Origin of the sequence: Cytobacillus oceanisediminis, from assembly GCF_022811925.1 — a bacterium.
In the GTDB taxonomy this organism is placed as follows: Bacteria; Bacillota; Bacilli; order Bacillales; family Cytobacillaceae; genus Cytobacillus; species Cytobacillus oceanisediminis_D.
In genome coordinates this window covers 796,839-813,566 of sequence record NZ_CP065511.1, presented here as the reverse complement: position 1 = coordinate 813,566, position 16,728 = coordinate 796,839, and the positions used below count along the sequence as shown (strand labels likewise).

At 43.3% G+C, this 16,728-nt stretch carries 17 protein-coding genes; 3 read left to right on the top strand and 14 right to left on the bottom strand.

The annotated features are described in order from the left end of the window. Positions 1–262 precede the first annotated feature (262 nt). From xylF to IRB79_RS04215, 10 genes are all read right to left on the bottom strand, one after another. On the bottom strand, positions 263–1,339 hold the full coding sequence (gene xylF, locus IRB79_RS04260) for a D-xylose ABC transporter substrate-binding protein (RefSeq protein ID WP_243506897.1): 1,077 nt from the start codon (positions 1,337–1,339) through the stop codon (positions 263–265). Positions 1,340–1,363: 24 nt separating this feature from the next. After that, positions 1,364–2,905 carry a response regulator gene (locus IRB79_RS04255; protein ID WP_243506895.1) on the bottom strand — a complete coding sequence of 514 codons (1,542 nt, stop codon included), beginning with the start codon at positions 2,903–2,905 and terminating at the stop codon, positions 1,364–1,366. Continuing rightward, positions 2,880–4,340 carry a sensor histidine kinase gene (locus tag IRB79_RS04250; RefSeq protein WP_243506892.1) on the bottom strand — a complete coding sequence of 487 codons (1,461 nt, stop codon included), beginning with the start codon at positions 4,338–4,340 and terminating at the stop codon, positions 2,880–2,882. The genes IRB79_RS04255 and IRB79_RS04250 overlap by 26 nt, the downstream gene beginning before the upstream one ends. Further along, complete coding sequence (locus IRB79_RS04245; RefSeq protein ID WP_243506891.1) at positions 4,337–5,314, bottom strand: sugar ABC transporter substrate-binding protein; 978 nt, start codon at positions 5,312–5,314, stop codon at positions 4,337–4,339. Before IRB79_RS04245 ends, IRB79_RS04250 begins: the two co-directional genes overlap by 4 nt. 211 nt (positions 5,315–5,525) lie before the next feature. Next, the gene (locus tag IRB79_RS04240) at positions 5,526–6,701 is read right to left on the bottom strand and encodes a sugar ABC transporter permease (protein WP_243506890.1); all 1,176 of its coding nucleotides are present in this window, start codon (positions 6,699–6,701) and stop codon (positions 5,526–5,528) included. A gap of 12 nt (positions 6,702–6,713) precedes the next feature. Continuing rightward, complete coding sequence (locus tag IRB79_RS04235) at positions 6,714–8,234, bottom strand: sugar ABC transporter ATP-binding protein (protein WP_243506889.1); 1,521 nt, start codon at positions 8,232–8,234, stop codon at positions 6,714–6,716. Between the two features lie 83 nt (positions 8,235–8,317). Further along, a complete protein-coding gene (locus IRB79_RS04230) occupies positions 8,318–9,430 on the bottom strand; it encodes a sugar ABC transporter substrate-binding protein (RefSeq protein WP_243506888.1) in 1,113 nt (370 codons plus the stop codon). 234 nt (positions 9,431–9,664) lie between these two features. Next, complete coding sequence (locus IRB79_RS04225) at positions 9,665–10,438, bottom strand: TerC family protein (RefSeq protein ID WP_019380227.1); 774 nt, start codon at positions 10,436–10,438, stop codon at positions 9,665–9,667. 133 nt (positions 10,439–10,571) lie between these two features. Further along, positions 10,572–11,429, bottom strand: a complete 858-nt coding sequence (locus IRB79_RS04220; protein ID WP_243506887.1) for a manganese catalase family protein — start codon at positions 11,427–11,429, stop codon at positions 10,572–10,574. 268 nt (positions 11,430–11,697) lie between these two features. After that, positions 11,698–12,915 (bottom strand): erythromycin esterase family protein, encoded by a 1,218-nt coding sequence (locus tag IRB79_RS04215; protein ID WP_243506886.1) that lies wholly within the window; start codon positions 12,913–12,915, stop codon positions 11,698–11,700. Positions 12,916–13,088: 173 nt separating this feature from the next. On the opposite strand from IRB79_RS04215, the gene IRB79_RS04210 reads away from it, so the two are divergent. Continuing rightward, positions 13,089–13,412, top strand: coding sequence for a DMT family transporter (locus tag IRB79_RS04210; protein ID WP_243506885.1), 324 nt, complete (start codon positions 13,089–13,091; stop codon positions 13,410–13,412). Between the two features lies 1 nt (position 13,413). Then, positions 13,414–13,761 carry a DMT family transporter gene (locus IRB79_RS04205; RefSeq protein ID WP_243506884.1) on the top strand — a complete coding sequence of 116 codons (348 nt, stop codon included), beginning with the start codon at positions 13,414–13,416 and terminating at the stop codon, positions 13,759–13,761. Positions 13,762–13,825: 64 nt separating this feature from the next. On the opposite strand, the gene IRB79_RS04200 is transcribed toward IRB79_RS04205, so the two are convergent. After that, positions 13,826–15,064, bottom strand: a complete 1,239-nt coding sequence (locus IRB79_RS04200) for a TerD family protein (RefSeq protein ID WP_243506882.1) — start codon at positions 15,062–15,064, stop codon at positions 13,826–13,828. 146 nt (positions 15,065–15,210) lie between these two features. Further along, positions 15,211–15,414, bottom strand: coding sequence for a hypothetical protein (locus IRB79_RS04195; protein WP_243506881.1), 204 nt, complete (start codon positions 15,412–15,414; stop codon positions 15,211–15,213). Positions 15,415–15,574: 160 nt separating this feature from the next. On the opposite strand from IRB79_RS04195, the gene IRB79_RS04190 reads away from it, so the two are divergent. Beyond that, the gene (locus IRB79_RS04190; RefSeq protein ID WP_243506880.1) at positions 15,575–16,045 is read left to right on the top strand and encodes an SRPBCC domain-containing protein; all 471 of its coding nucleotides are present in this window, start codon (positions 15,575–15,577) and stop codon (positions 16,043–16,045) included. Positions 16,046–16,089: 44 nt separating this feature from the next. Here IRB79_RS04190 and IRB79_RS04185 read toward each other — a convergent pair whose 3' ends face one another. After that, complete coding sequence (locus tag IRB79_RS04185; RefSeq protein WP_243506879.1) at positions 16,090–16,293, bottom strand: ChaB family protein; 204 nt, start codon at positions 16,291–16,293, stop codon at positions 16,090–16,092. A gap of 107 nt (positions 16,294–16,400) precedes the next feature. Next, positions 16,401–16,727, bottom strand: coding sequence for a hypothetical protein (locus IRB79_RS04180; protein ID WP_243506878.1), 327 nt, complete (start codon positions 16,725–16,727; stop codon positions 16,401–16,403). Position 16,728 lies beyond the last annotated feature (1 nt).

The following is a 16,728-nucleotide window of genomic DNA, read 5'->3' as shown; positions in this document are numbered from 1 at the left end:
TTAAAAATAACCGTTAAATTCAGGTTTCCTTAAATAGACAGACCAATCCCGCTGCTCTGAACATAGGCAGAGCCTTCAAACGTATTCAATTAACGATTGAAAAGCGGGTTTCTTAGTCTCATTGATGCTGTCAAAAGGAAAACCTCCATTTCATTATAATTACATTTATCATACCAGTGCAGACCCGTTCATGCAATAGGGACATAGGGACAGGTTCCATGTCCCAGGCGGCGGGAGGGAGTGTGTATCTGTCCTCTCGTCCCTACTTATAAACTTCTTCTCTGGAATGAAATCCATCTGCAATAATGGTACGATCCATATTGTGTTTATCGACAGCAATTGGCGAAAGAAGGACGGAAGGCACCTCTATTTTGCCATTGTTAATTTTTCGGTTCGCTTCTATCTGTTCTCCTTTTGCCATTCTGACCGCTAGTTCAGCAGCTTCTTTGGTCAGCGTGCCGATAGGTTTGTATACCGTCATCGTCTGCGTTCCTCTGATGATCCGCTGGGCAGCGGCAAGCTCGGCATCCTGACCGGCTACAGGAATTTTCCCTGCCAGCCCTTGCACTGCCAGTGCCTGGATGGCGCCGCCTGCAGTTGCATCGTTTGCTGCGATCACGGCATCAATTTGATTTTGATTGGCTTTAAGAGCATCTTCCATATTCACAAATGCATTCGCCGGCGTCCAATCTCTGGACCACTGATCATATACGATCTGTATATCTCCTTTTTCAATTAAAGGCTGAAGCACGTTAAAGACTCCTCGTTTGAATAAATGGGCGTTATGGTCAGTGATGGCTCCGCCAATATACACATACTTCCCTTTAGGAACCAGTTTGGTGATGGCACTTGCCTGCAGCTCGCCAACCTTTTCATTATCAAAGGATATGTATAAGTCGATATCAGCATTTTTCACAAGCCGGTCATATGAGATGACCTTAATGCCTGCCTCATGTGCTTTTTTGACGATCGAAGCGGTGGCTTCAGCATTATGGGGAACGACAACCAGCAGGTCAACCCTTTGTTTTATCAATGTTTCTGCCTGTGATATTTGAACCGCATCATCCCCATTCGCAGCCATGATCTCCACTTCGGCTCCAAGCTCTTCTACAGCCTCTTTGAACAGATCTCTATCCTTCAGCCAGCGCTCTTCCAATAAAGTATCCATTGAAAAGCCGATCTTAATGGGTTTCTCCCCATCCTCTCCTCCTTCCACTTCACCGGCAGCAGGAATTGCTTTCCCGGGATTTTTTTCGAGTGCTGTATTCGTTTGGCAGGCTGACAGGAGGCAAACCAGAAACAGCGCAGCCATAGTCAGCTTTCTTTGGATTCTATCCATCTGTCTTGCCCCCTTTTCCTTCCATCAATCTTTTTTGCCCAGAAGGGTTTTTCGGAATTCTGTCGGTGACTGGCCGCACATCTTTTTGAAAACCTTGCTGAAATAGTTCGGTTCATGATAGCCCACCTCAAAGGTAATTTCTTTCAGACTTTTTCCGTGATCCGCCATCAGCTTCTTGGCTTTTTCAATTCGGCATTCAGTCAGGAAATCGATATAATTTACCCCGAGTTTCTCCTTGAACATTTTACTGATATAGATTGGGCTTAGCTCCACTTTCCTTCCCAGTGCTTCAAGGGAAATATCCTTATGAGAATGTTCAGTAATATAATGTTTCAGCTGGTGGATAGTATCCGCTTCCAGCTTATCGTAATGCCTCATATACGATTTCTTCATTTGCTTTAGCAATTGATCCGTTTCAGCGCGCAGCTGCCGGAAATCCTGGGTTTGATACTCAAAAAATGGTGCAGGAGCTTCTACCCCAATCTCACTCATTACACGTGAAGCAATCCAGAGCAGCTGCAGCACCCGCTGCTGCGCTTGAATCACCCCTGCCCTTTCCATTTCACACCGCTGAATCATCTCCATTACACTTAAGCTGATTTGCTGCCATTTGCCAAGCCTGACTTGATCGAAAAACTGCTTTTCCCGCTCTTTGGTCAGCTCTAAATCTTCCCCTGCGCTAAGCACTGGCACATCGGAATAAAATCGGTATTTAACAGGGAGAGTTGAATCCAGGGTGGCAATAACCGATTCCTGATAGGATTGACGGATGGATTGCAACGACCCGCAAGCGTTCCCAATCCCGACGAACCAGCCCTCTGACGAGCCTTTTTTCGCAAGAGACAGAATTTCGCCGGCTATAGATATAGCCTGTGAACGGAATGAATGCTGCTTTTCCCGAAAAACGATGATGGGAAGCTGGCGGCCATATAGAGCACCTACCCATGCACTGCCTGCATGCCTGACCTTCTCTTTGACTGAGGTATAGAGGTGTTCTTGTCCATCAGGAAGCAGGATGCTCATGACGAACTGTTCATCTGTTGAGCGAATATCGAGCATTTCAACAAGCATATCCAGGTGAACTTCATGGACATGATCGAACAGCAGCTGTGTCACGACATCCGTCTCAATGACCGGAAGAGCCTTTTGCAGCGCCTCCTGCTGAAGCTTCGTCATTTCACGGAACCTCCGCTCTTCCTCAATCTGTTCAAGCACCTTCCCAACTGTTGCTTCAATTTCCGTGATCTTGCTTGGCTTGAGTAAATAATCCTTGACCCCAAGCTTTATCGCCTGCCGGGCATAATCGAATGTATCGAAAGCTGTAATCATAATAAATTTAATATGCGGATCCTCTTCACTGATTTGCTTAATAGCTTCCAGGCCATTCAGCCCTGGCATTTGAATGTCCATCATGATTAAATCAGGGTTAAACTCTTTAGCCAATTGAACGGCCATCTTCCCATTTTTCGCCTGGCTAATTTCAACGCCAGGAAAGGCTTTCTGCAGAATCACGTCCAGTCCTTCCCGTTCAATTTGTTCATCATCCGCGATCAGGAGTTTTGTCATTTGCCCCCCTCCTATCTTTCGGTATTGTCATCACTACTTTTGTGCCGGCAGCACTGCTCTCAATGTTCATGACATCTTCATAGCCGTAAAAAAGGCGCAAACGCCTGACAACATTGGTAAACCCGATGCCTGTTGAATTTCCATCCTTCTGAATGAACTGCCCTTGAAGAATCTGTTTAATTTTATATTCCTCAATACCTGGACCATCGTCTTCCACTTCTATAATCACACATTCATTTCCGTCCTGAATGCGAAACCAGATGATCCCGCCTTCTTCTCTTGGCTCCACTGCATAGTTGACGGCATTCTCGATGATCGGCTGCAGGGTGAGACCCGGAATGTCCACATTCAGACACGATTCATCTATTGACATTCTCAAATGCAGGCGCTCTGTAAATCTGGCTTTTTGAATATCCATGTATTGCTGCAGGACCATCACTTCTTCTCTAAGTGTTACGGGCTTATCAAGCCTTTTTAAGTTATAGCGCAGCAGGCCGGCCACACTAACAAGCAGGTCGCTGGTTTCATGAGAACCTTCCAGATAGGCTTTCTTGGAAAGTGTATTTAATGTGTTAAATAAAAAATGAGGGTTAATCTGGCTTTGCAGGTTCAAGAGCTGGCTTTCCTTCAGCAATAACTTGCTTTCCTGGAGCTCATGCTCCAGCTGTGCCTTATGCTGGATCTCTGAAATCAGGTTATTGATATTAATCCGCATCCGGTCAAAGGTCTGGGCAAGAAAGGCAATTTCATCATTTGAATCAACCTTTATCGGCAAGTGAAATCTGCCCCTTGATAACTCATTGGCTGCCTTGGTCAACCGCTGTATAGGCTTCGTAATGCTTAAGGAAAAGCCATAGGTCAAGAACATTAAGAGGCAGGTTATCATCAGCATCAGCCAAATCCCCAGTTTTTTGATTTCTTCGGACTGTTCAATGATCCCCCGGTAAAACCGTTCATACGTATTTAGTTCACTATCGATCAGCGTCAGCGTCATCTCGGAGATATACATCGAGATGCGCGTCGCTTCCGAGAATTCTTTCACAGAATCCTCTGTCTCCTTTTCAATAAAGAAAAGAAGGGAGCGGTCCGTCGTCTCAACCAGGCTGTCAATCAGATTCATATAATTTGTCAAAGCAAAATCATTTTCTGAATTTCGAAGATATGAAACATCCCTTTTTACCTTTATCATTTTTTCCTTGCTTTTGTTCAATTTGTCCAGATTTTCCGGAATGGGCGTGATGAAGTAGTTATTCAAGTCTGCAATCATCTGCTGGCTTGTTCTTGTAACCTCATTCATCCGAAGGTACCGCTGAAGAATGTCGTTATATTGATTCTGAGTTTTCTGATTATAATAGGTAAGTGTTATCCATATTGCTGCCATGATCAATAGAATAACAGTCGTGAGTGTCCAGATTTTCTTATGAATTTTGTTCATTGCTTTTCCATCGCCTTTAATATCCTGATGTCGGTAAGATAGCCCTCAGATTTCAGCGGCACTTCTTCATCTTTAAGCCATTTCAAAATCAGCTCTGCACTGAGGCTTCCCATCTTCTCAGGAGACTGTTCAATGATTCCATCAAGTTTTCCCTGAGTAAGCAGAGATATTGAATCCGGACCATCGTCAAAAGAATAGATATAATAAGGTTCTACCTGTGATCGCCTGCCAATTTCCTGAATCATCGCTCCGGCTATATTGGCTTTAATAGCTATAAAACTATCAGTATCCGGGTTTTGATTCAGCATGTTCTGAGTGGCAGCGATAATTTCCTCCCTAACATCAGTCGTTTCCGCATAGACGGTCCGGATATTTGGATAATCCTTCAATACTTCATGAATGCCAGCGAGACGCTGCTGCTGATAAAACTCTTTATGCTTGTCGCCCATGAGAATGACTTTTCCCTTATGGCCCATATCGTCAAGTAGCTGTTCTGCAATTAACTGCCCGGCCAGATATTGATCCGAGCCGACGTACGTTTTTCTCAAACTTTCAGATTTGGGCACGTCATTGGCCACAGTAATAATCGGGATTCCATAAAAAGCTGCTTTTATCTTTGCTAAATCTTTGAATTCCTGAGTGTCCAGCCCCTGAACAATGATGCCGTCCACTTTTGATTGAATGGCTATCTCTAACTTTTTTAAAAATTCCTCTTGATTCTTTCCATAGCTTCCCCAGACTTCCAGGCTTGCTCCATCCTTCCGTGCTTGTTCTTGTGCAGCAATACCTGCCTTGTCCCAGAAAGGGGTCTCTAATTCCTGCGTTATCAGGACCAGCCGATATTTTACTTCCAGGCCATCTGATGCAGGTGGGAGATCCCATTCGTATGTAAACGTTTTCTTTGATAGCGTAAATGTAAAATAACCAAGGATGATACATGTAAGACAAAATAGTAGAATACCCGTTTTACGCAAGGCTGTATCTCCGTTTCCTAAGTATGAATAGTTAAATAATTTTAATCATATCACCTTTTTAAGGCTTATAGAAGAGTTAGAAAGAGAGAGGATAGTCTGGTGTTAACAGGAGGATAATCGGTGCTTTAAGGAATGCTGCCCATCTCACCGTGAGGGCACCCTTTTGCCGGATGCCCCATTTTTATAACTGCTAATGCAGGAAACTGGAAATCTACCCTCTCTTCTTCCGGGTCATGACATCAAAGATCACAGCACCCGCCAATACTCCTCCGCGGATCATATACTGGAGGGAAACCCCTACCCCGAGCAGATTCATGCCGCTTGATAAAGAGGCCATGACTACAGCACCGATAATGGCACCGGTGATTTTGCCCACGCCCCCTGCAGAAGAAACCCCGCCGACATAAGCAGCTGCAATGGCATCGAGTTCAAATAATGTCCCAGCTGTAGTAGTCGCTGACTGAAGGCGCGAGGTGAATAATATGCCTGAAAGGGCTGCCAGCATCCCCATTGAACCGAAGACTATATACGTAATTTTATTTACATTGATTCCGCTGAGATGTGCCGCTTCCGGATTGCTTCCCACAGCATATATATGTCTTCCAAGCACGGTTTTCGTTGTCAGGAAATGGTAGATGACAACCACTAAAAGCATAATGACAACTGTCCAGGAAAATCCGTTGTAGCCTGCCAGGATCCAGGTAATATAGGAAATGATAGCAGAAACAAAAACTAATTTGATAATAAAAATCCCTTTTGACACTACCTCGAATTGATAGTTGATCTTGTTTTTCCGGGTGGAAATTTCACTGTTTATATACAGCAATATCGCCAGTAAACCCAGAATCAGTGTAAGGAGATGCAGTCCATTCACTTGCATAATAGAAGGAATGAACCCATTTCCGATTGCATTAAATCCGTCATCCTTGATGATAATGGTCCCTGTCTTCTCTGTTACCTGAAGAAGTGCACCTCTAAAGATCAGCATTCCTGCAAGAGTAGCTACGAAGGATGGGATACCGAATTTTGCCACTAAGAGACCATTGAATAGTCCGACAAAAATACCCAGCACGAGGATAATCGGAATGGTGATATAAAAAGGCACTCCCATTCCCGTCAGGAGAATCGCAGCAATGGCTCCCAAAAAGCCGGCAACAAATCCGACTGAGAGGTCAATATGGCGAATCACGATAACCAGCGTCATCCCCACTGCCAGGACAGCGATGTACCCTGTTGAATCAAGCAAATTACTTATATTTCGTGAAGACATAAACAGTCCGTCAGTCATAATGGTGAAGGTGAGCATAATAACGAATAAGGCAATGTACATGCCATAGTCACGGATATTATCCTTAAATAGCGATTTCGCTTCGTTTATAAATTCCATTAGTTTAACCTCCTATTGCGTAGCAAGCTGCATAATGCTTTCCTGATTTGCTTCTTCAATCGACAGCTCGCCTTTAATTTGGCCTTCCGCCATGACATAGACACGATCGCTCATCCCAAGAACTTCACCCAGTTCTGAAGAAATCATAATGATGCTCATGCCTTCCTTAATCAATTGATTCATAATCGTATAAATTTCGAATTTAGCCCCAACATCAATGCCCCGCGTCGGCTCGTCCAGGATCAGCAATTTTGGCCCGACAAATAGCCATTTGCCCAGGGACACTTTCTGCTGGTTTCCACCGCTCAAATTTCCGACAACTTGCTCAAGGGAAGATGCTTTGATATACATGGACTTTTTATATTCCGTTGCTTCCTTCACTTCTTCGTTATCATTAATCACTCCATTTACAGCAACCCGTTTGAGGTTTGCTGCAGAAATGTTGTTTTTAATATCCTGTATTAAAAACAGGCCATCCCCTTTTCGGTCTTCCGTCACGTACGCAATCCCTGACCTGATGGCGTCACTCGGATGCTTCAGCGTTTTTGGAACGCCATCCACCAATAGTTCGCCTTGTAATTTATAAGATTTTGGATTTCCGAAAATACTCAGGGCAAGTTCTGTCCTGCCTGACCCCATCAAGCCCGCAATCCCGACAATTTCTCCTTTCTTAACATGAAAATTAACATCTTTTACAACCTGCCTGCCCAAATGCACAGCATACGCAGACCAGCTGCGAAGCTCAAGAACAGGATCGCCAAATGTTTTGTTCGGCCTCTTTGGATAAATATCTTCAATCTCCCTGCCGACCATGTTTTTAATAATGACATTTTCAGAGATTTCGCCTTTTGCTGCGTCCAGGGTACAGATGGTTTGGCCATCACGAAGCACCGTAGCCTTATCTGCAATGGAGATGACTTCTTTCAGCTTATGGGAGATCATAATGCAGGTGATTCCCTGCTCTTTCAGCTCACCTAACAAATCCAGCAGATTTCCGCTGTCATCCTCATTCAATGCTGCAGTCGGCTCATCCAGGATAAGCAGTTTCACGTCCTTGCTTAAAGCTTTGGCAATTTCGACTAATTGCTGTTTTCCAACGCTCAGATCTTTTACGAGTGTTTCAGGGTTCACATCGAGTTTAACCTTATCCAGCATTTTTTTAGCTTCAGCAATGGTCCGGTTCCAATCGACGATTCCGCTTTGCTTAATTTCATTGCCCGCAAATATATTTTCATAGACTGTGAGATCAGGAAACAATGCAAGCTCCTGGTAGATAATGACGATTCCTGCTTTTACACTGTCACTGATCTTGTTGAATTGCTGCACACTGCCCTCAAATACAATATCCCCCTGATAGGCGCCATAAGGGTATACGCCGCTGAGCACTTTCATCAGAGTGGATTTGCCCGCTCCGTTTTCACCGATCAAGCAGTGGATCTCACCTTTTTCCACCTTGAAATTGACATTGCTGAGCGCTTTGACACCTGTAAATTCCTTGGAAATCCCGTGCATTTCCAAAATATTTTCGCTCATTATGCTCCCCCCTTAGCCAAACAGCTAATCAGAAGGAGAAATAGTGATAGACGCATCTATCACCATTTCTCGTCCTTTATTGATTAAAGTCCTGTAAATTCATCTGCTTTATAGTATTCAGAATCAATCAGTTCTTTTTTCACGTTATCTTTGTCGACAACGATTACATCTGTTTGCTTTGCTTTTACTTCAATCTTGCCGTTATCGTAAGAACCAGTTGTCTCAGGGTCTTTGTCTTCAAGGATATCGATCGCCATGCCCATTGCATCTTTTACGAGAGTACGAACATCCTTGAATACTGTCATGGATTGCTTTTCATCAATAACGTACTGAATGGAAGCTTTCTCTGCATCCTGACCTGTTACTAGATAGCTTGATACTGCGCTGTCAGTTCCAAAAACATCTGCAATCGAACGGGCAGTTCCGTCGTTCGGAGCAAGAATAGCCACATCGCCCTTCATATCGTCAGAAGCTGCTGTCAAATGAGTTTGTGCTTTGTTCTTCGCTTCGTTCGGATCCCAGTTCGTTGTCACCTGGCCAATAATTTTGCTTAGCTGGTCACGGGACAGATCAGCTGTATCTTTTAGAGTAACAGCTTCGCTTGAGTTAGCAATCTTGAATGTCCCATCTGCAATTTTAGGCTGAAGCACACTCCATGCTCCCTGGAAGAACAAGAAAGCATTGTTATCAGAAGCAGCGCCGGCGTATAGATATAAAGGCACATCCTTGCCCTTTGCGTTGTCAACCAGGTATTGCGCCTGTGCAGCTCCTACAGCAAGGCTGTCAAATGTTACATAATAATCAATAGCATCTGTATTGGTAATTAAACGGTCATAAGAAATGACTTTTACGCCATCTTTCTTTGCAGCTTCAACCGCTGCAGCAGCTGCATCTCCATCTTGAGGACAGATGATCAGCACATCAATTCCTTTGTTCAGCAAAGTCTCTACATTTTCCTTTTCCTTAGCCGAGGATCCCTGGCTAAACAAAATCTCAGTTGTATATTCCGTTCCTTTTAACGCATCTTTAAATCTTTGCTCATCCTGAACCCATCTAGGCTCATCTTTCGTTGGCAAAACGATTCCGACACTCACTTCACTGCTGCCGCCGCCAGTGCCCTGGCTGCATCCCGCTGCAATAAACGCAAACATCATAACCGTCAGCATAAGAGAAATAACTTTCCACTTTCTTTTCATTCTTTTTCCCCCTTTATAATGGATAAAAATCACCTGCCTACAGGAAAAATTATAACTTTATTACTAGTCCGTGAAAGCGTTATCACTAGCACTCTTTTAATATCACCTGTAATTTTTTATACTTAATTCAATCTCAAATTTTTTGTTTTTCCACAATAAAAAAAGACAGCTGCACTAGCTGCATTTTTATGTCCATAAAAAAATGCGTTAATCCAAAGATCAACGCATTTCTCTTTATAAAGCTTCACCCTCAGTTTGCTTTTTACCCGGCGCAAACCAGCCAAACAGGGCAATGGCCACCAATACGCCATAAAAGACCAGTGTCCAGCCTGTACTATGAGGAAAATGATGGTCAAGGACACCGATATCCTCATGTGCAAGTGTGATAACAGCAAGTTTGACACCAACCCAGGCGACAATCGCATAAGCGGTTGTTTCTAATGCGGGCCGTTTGGCAAGGAGCTTAACAAACCAGGTAGCCGCGAACTTAATCAGGATCAGTCCGGCGATCCCGCCAAGCACCACTACAATAAACTGGCCTCCATCCATGCCGCCGAAATCATCAAGCGGTGAATCCGGCAGACCAAGTGCCAGCGCCACAGCTGCAAGAATCGAATCGATGGCAAAGGCAAGATCGGCTAATGCAATCTTCCCTACCGTAGGCCAAAATCCTTTCCCCGCCGCTTCTTCCTTTACATCCTCACGAATATTTTCATTTTCTTTCCCGAACTTGGCCTTAATCACATGTTTTAAGCCAAGGTACAATAGATAGGCCGCCCCAATCGCCTGGATCTGCCAGACGTTTGCAATAAATGAAATGGCAAAAAGCGCACCAAACCTGAAAACGAAAGCCATAATGATTCCGTAATTAATCGCCTTTTTCTTCTGATCTTCGGGTAAATGCTTCGCTATGACGGCCAAGACAAGAGCATTGTCAGCCGACAGCAAGCCTTCCAGTCCAATTAATATCAATAATGCCCAGGCATACTCAAGCCAAATGGACTCCATCCGCGACACTCCTTTCAGCAACAAACATGTTCTTCATTGATTCGATAACTATAGATTCCCCAAAAATGCTGGAGGAAACCTTAAAAATATATAATAAAATGGCGTCCTATATTCAGGACGCCAGAAGAAAAAACTAATTATTCAAATCAAAAAGCCCCGGCGCATGCTCATTCGGCATATCAGGCATTTCAGGAACAGGATAGCCTTTTGGCGGTTCTACCACGGAAAGGTCTCCACCATTTCTGCTAGGAGTGGTCCCCTGGAAAACCTCACCGATCCGGGTATCATCAAGCCTGAAATTAAACTGGGCATTGTGGAAGCCCATTTCCACATATTTTCGGCATTCAGGGTATTTATTTAAATCGTAATTAGGAATCGGGAATATTTTGCCCCAATTCACTCCTAACGTTTCCAGTGCTTTTGCGAATGCATTTTGATGGGCATTATCCCGGACAATCAGGAAGGCAATCGTCTCTCTTAGTGTCTTATTGCTGCTCATCTCGTAAATCCTTGATTTCTGGAGAACACCTGTCGATTCAAGAACGACATTATTCAGGAGGTTGGCCACCAGGTTACCGTGGTCATATACCCAGGAGCCGTTCCACGGGTTGCCGCCAGCATCGACAGGGAGAGATGCCTTTGCCCCCATAATAAAATGATGAGGGTTTGCTCCTCCTTGAATCACATCATCCAATGGAGCTCCATCTTCAGCCTGATTGCCTGGCATACTTCCCCCAGCATCATTTAGAAGCTGATTAATCGTAGTTTGAACGAGTTCGACATGGCTTAGCTCTTCCAAAAACACACCTCTGATCAGATCACGATATTGCTTCGCTTTTCCTCTGAAATTTGCGCTCTGGAATGAAAACTGCATCAGCGTCCTCATTTCGCCAAACTGTCCGCCCAACGCTTCCTGAAGCACTCTTGCCGCATGCGGATCCGGCTTATCCGGCACAATCATATTGATTAAATCTTCTTTATAAAAGTACATGAAACATCAATCTCCTTTTTTAGCATTCTTTATTAGAATGCCAAGCCGAAGGAAGGCTATTCCTCAAAGGTGGCGAGATTGATGTCCAAGACTCGTTTTTTGGACAAATAAAATTTCGCATTAATAACAAATATAGTCCCCACAAAAAATAAAAAAAACCGTAAGCCAGCTTGCAATGGCTGAATACTCACCTTTTAACCAAAATTCGCTTGCCGGGTTAACCAATACCATGATGGTCATGACAACATACATATAAAATTTAAAAATTTCATGCCTTACTCCTTTCATCACGCTTAAAATACACAGGCGGCTTAACCTTTCTGCAAAACATGATGCCGTCATAGTGCTTTTGCGGATATATGGCAATGGGCAGCTGTCCCATCATGCCAGCTTCGAGGAGCCGCCACCTCCGATTCAGCCAGTTCCGCTGTGGAAGCCCCTTTTCACATAAAGGCACAAAACTGTCATGCCCACTGGCCTCCATAAGCAACCTTTCCAGCTGCTTTTTAGACACATTAATGGGAAAGTTCACTCTAAGCAGGGAGGAAAACTCACCCTCTCCAGCATAAAATCCTATGGAATAAACCTGATCCCCATAGCATTTTGAAAGCTGCTGTCCGACATTCTTGATTCCAAACAGCTTAGAAGTCACTGTTTTGCTTTTTCTAATGTGAAAATTATGAGCCCATACAATGACCTTTTCACCCTTGTAACACTCTTCCAATAACCACTGCAGATTTCCGAACATATGCATTCCCCGCATGACGCCAGAAGAAATCCAGCTTTTTGTATTGATTTCCAGCCACTTCAGCCGATTTTCGAGTCCCTTCCCAATAATGTGAAAGATCTTTTCTTTTTCCCAATCGGCTTCTTCCAATCTGTTCTCAAAAAGTTCCAGGCTTGAATGATATAGATCCATACACATTTGTATCTTTGCTTTAATCTTCTTAGGTATTTTCGTTTGTCCCCTTATCTCCTTATCAATGTTGAAAAATACTGTTTCTGCCTGATAAATGGAAGCATATAGTTCTTCCTCTGTATGAATCTTGAGCCATTCCAGCATGTTTTGCGAGATCAGCGGGTATGCAGGCTGAATATCCATTCCGGCGAGATGCATCCCATTGGCCCAGGTTTCCTGAAATAAAGGAAGCATTTCTTCATTATGATAAATATCCAGCAGTCCGTTTTGGATTTGTTCCCTGGCAGGCAGGCCTTTCAAAGTTTTTCTGCAAAATACCGCTTCAAGCAGACCGCTCTCGAGAATAACTACATTAAATCCATGGACACTATGCAAATACTTAATCATATTGATTTTGGCTGTGTAAAAATCCCCGACTCCATGGCTGCTCTCTCCCAGCAGCACAATTCTTTTCCCCTCAACATATGGATCCATACAGGTAAAATCTGATGAATCCGTTATTTCACAGCTTTTGCTGGCTATTTGATCTATCCAAAGTGATTTTGTTTTTTGTGTTATGAAATTCATAACAAGGCCTCCATCATAACGCCGGGGGAATTTCCCCTATTAAGAATATATCTATGATTACGATTTGGAAATAAATTGGTTTCATTTATTCTTTTATTCATATACTTGGCAAAAGGAACCTTCGAAAAGGTAAAATAAACTGAATCCATTCGGAGAAGAAACGGGGAGACTTTATGAATGCCTATTTACTTTTAGCATTAGCCATTGTAAGTGAAGTGTTTGGCAGCTCCTTGCTTAAAGCAGCAGACGGATTTAAAAAGCTCCTGCCATCCCTTGGCGTAATCATTGGATATGGTGTCGCTTTTTACGCGCTGTCTTTATCGTTAAAAACACTGCCGCTGGGAGTGGCCTATGCGATATGGGCTGGCCTCGGGACTGTGCTGACAGCCTTGGTCGGAATCACCATCTATAAAGAGAATGTAAATGGCAAAAAGATTCTGGGATTGGCTTTGATAGTTGGAGGAGTCATCTTATTGAATAGCGGTGGAGGCCATTAATATGAGGGGATATTTTTATTTAACAATCTCAATCGCCGGAGAGATTTTTGCCACTACCATGCTTAAGCTGTCGGATGGATTTACTGTGCTGCTTCCATCTGCAGGAGTCTTGTTTGGCTATGCACTTTCATTTTATTGCTTATCATTATGTCTCAAAACCGTTCCATTAAGTCTGGCTTATGCCATTTGGTCAGGAGCAGGAACAGCGTTAACTGCTTTAATCGGTGCCATACTATGGAGAGAAGCATTCAGCAGCCTTAAGATACTGGGAATCATTTTGATTATTGGAGGAATAGTCGTATTGAATTCTTCCAGCAGTGCAGAAACTATAAAAGAGCCTTCAAGCTAAGGCTCTTTTACCATTTCATTGCTGTCAAATTGGAATGTTGCCGACCTTAATAAAGCCCTCTGTTTTACTTTTTACCGAACAGCCCGCCAAAGAATCCTTTTCCGTCCCGCTTGAATTCAATTGGCCCAATGTCCATTTGAAACGTTCCATCAGGAAATAGGACTGGTGAATTCTCTTTATGCCTGCCGGAATAGGCTTCAACGTGGCTAACCTTCATACCGCCTGGAATGGTTAGATCCACATGGGCGATCGCAACCCAATACGCATACTTATTTTCTTCAAGAAGCGGTGCCGTCACAGTGCTGCCGAGATGATTGTCCACCACAGCGCGTGCCCTCATGCTTTTAAAGCTTCCGATCCCGTTCGAAAGTGCACTATAGGCTGCAAACAATAGATACTTCAATTCATCTGGCCTGTGGATGAGAATGGTTTCCTGCCCCTTGTTCTGTGAATCCCCGGAAAGCGTGATGTAGGGCATGCTATCAGCACTGCCAAGGTCTTTCCAGTAGACTTTTCCCTGCTCTCCTGCCTTCGTGACATAAAAGCAGTAGAGATCTAAATCCATGTTGTCAGCATCCCACTCAAGATGAGCTGTAATCCTGGTCGATTTTTGAATATTGACGGTTTCTTTCTTTTTCAATTCAATTTTAGACAGTTTTGCCTGAGAAGGAACAGGCGCAGCTGGTTTAGATTCTGGCACGGGTGCCGGCAGAGCTTCGGCTGGTGCAGCCTCCTCATCCGTTTCCACCCCAAAATGGGCACACAAAGCCGCAAGCCCGCCATGGAATCCTCTTGCAACCGGATTGAACTTCCACTCCCCATTATGCCGGTAAAGATCTGCTGCCACAATCGCCGTTTCAGCAGTAAAATCTTTTCCCAGATCAAATCGAAGGATTTCTTCACCGGAAACTCGGTTCAGGATGCGGATATAGGCTTTATTTAACTGCCCAAAATGCTGTCCCTTTTGCTCGGCATCGTGAATCGTCACAGTAAAACTGAGCCTTTCCACATGGGGAGGAACTTTAGAAAGGCGGACCTCAATCTGTTCACTGTCGCCGTGGTCACTTCCAATCCGGCTGTCTCCATGGTAAAGAACACTGCCTTCACCGGCAATCGGATTGTTGTAAAAAACGAAATCCCCTTCTGATTCCACTTTTCCATTTCCGCCGAGCAGAAACACACTCGCATCGAGATCAAAATCTGTCCCTGCTATATCCCAGCCAAGTCCAACCGTAACCTCCTGAATGTCAGGGTGCTTCTTCGTTAAATCAACCTTTTGCCCCTTTAATAGTGTTACACTCATTTGGAATCTTCCTTCCACTTTTGTTTCTTTCAGTCTAGCATATCTCGTATGCGCAAACAGCAAAGAGAAAAATAATAACCCGCCATGAATGACGGGTTCTAGTTTTGTGGAATTTAACTCAAATTGCTGGACTAAGAGAATGATATTTAGTCGCCTCCTCCACCGCAGCCTCCGCCATCTCCTCCAAAGCCGCCTCCAAAACTATCACAGTTATGCGAACTGCTATAATCTCCTGTATGATGATAGGAAGAATGATTTTTCCCGCTGACATAAGAACGATTCGATGGTATGGAACCACCAATAGCGATCATGATAATAAGAAGTAAACCAATAATAATGAATCCTGACATTTCCATCACCCCTTATTTCTAAATACGGATGATGGTTTATTTAGTTTCAGAAAATTTAAATATATTTACCGATATATTTATGAGTTTAATAACAGGCAAGTTCTGCCGAAAAAACTATTAAGATGCCTTTGAATAATATAGAAAGTAAGAGGATTTTAAGATGAAAGAAATGCTTGTTTACAGATATGAAGATGTTATCCACTCCCCGATTGATTTGGTTTTCAAATACGTGGATGATGATGAAAAAATAAAGCTCTGGAATACTATGCTTATCGAAAACATTTATGACAATGAAGAAAATAAACCTGTCCCGGAGCCTGGCACTAAGTTTGTCACCGTTCAGAAACTGGATAAAAAAATCATCAAAATCGATTCCGAATTGATTGAATATGAAGCTCCCCATAAAGTTGTTATTCACTCTCATTCCAAAGAAGGCTTAAGCATTTCAAAGTATCACTTATCTAGAGAACATAACGGAACGCGTCTGATTGTCGAAGCAAGCCTTGTTCCAAGCAACCTCTTCTATAGGCTGACAACCAAACTTTTAGGATGGACAGCTAAATTTGTGTTTGAAGAACAATACCAGAACTTGAAGAGATATGTTGAGAATGAAGCGGATGATGATGAATAAAAAAGGTGTCCTGGAACGGGACACCTTTTACTGTAAATGCCTATTTACTCTTCCTTCTTCACCCATTTATCATCATCATTCTTCTCATATTTCTTCTTCACTGCACTCCAGGCAACCTTAAAGGCCGTTTCTTCCTCGTCATACTCATCGCTTGCAGAATTAAACGCCTCTTTAAAAATTTCCTGTGCGTGATGCGGAAGATTATCTTTGACGGAATCAGGCAGATCGCTTATTTTATCATAAGGCATTTTTGCTCCCTCCCCTGCACATGTTCTTTTATGTATTTTTCCTGATTATGTGCATCTTAAACACAGCCCTTGGAAATAACCCCTTGTACAAGCTGCCCGTCATCCAATTACTCGGAAAGATTATTAATCAGTTCATCATAATACTGCTGGGGATTAGAAATATGGTTATCAATGAAAAACTTTGCCTGATCTTTGAACATATCAATGTAAGACTCTCTGCTAATGGCTAAATCCCCTAAATCAGCAGTGTCTCCTTGAACTTGTACTGTACCTGCCTTTACGTCAACAACAACGGTCATATGTATCTTATCCTTGTAAAGAACAGTTCCCGTTACTTGTTGTTTCACTAAATCGACAAGAGGAAGTTCATGGCGTACACCTGTTGGTTTAAATAGCGTATAGCCTGCATTAGGTTTATCTTTATGATCACTCATG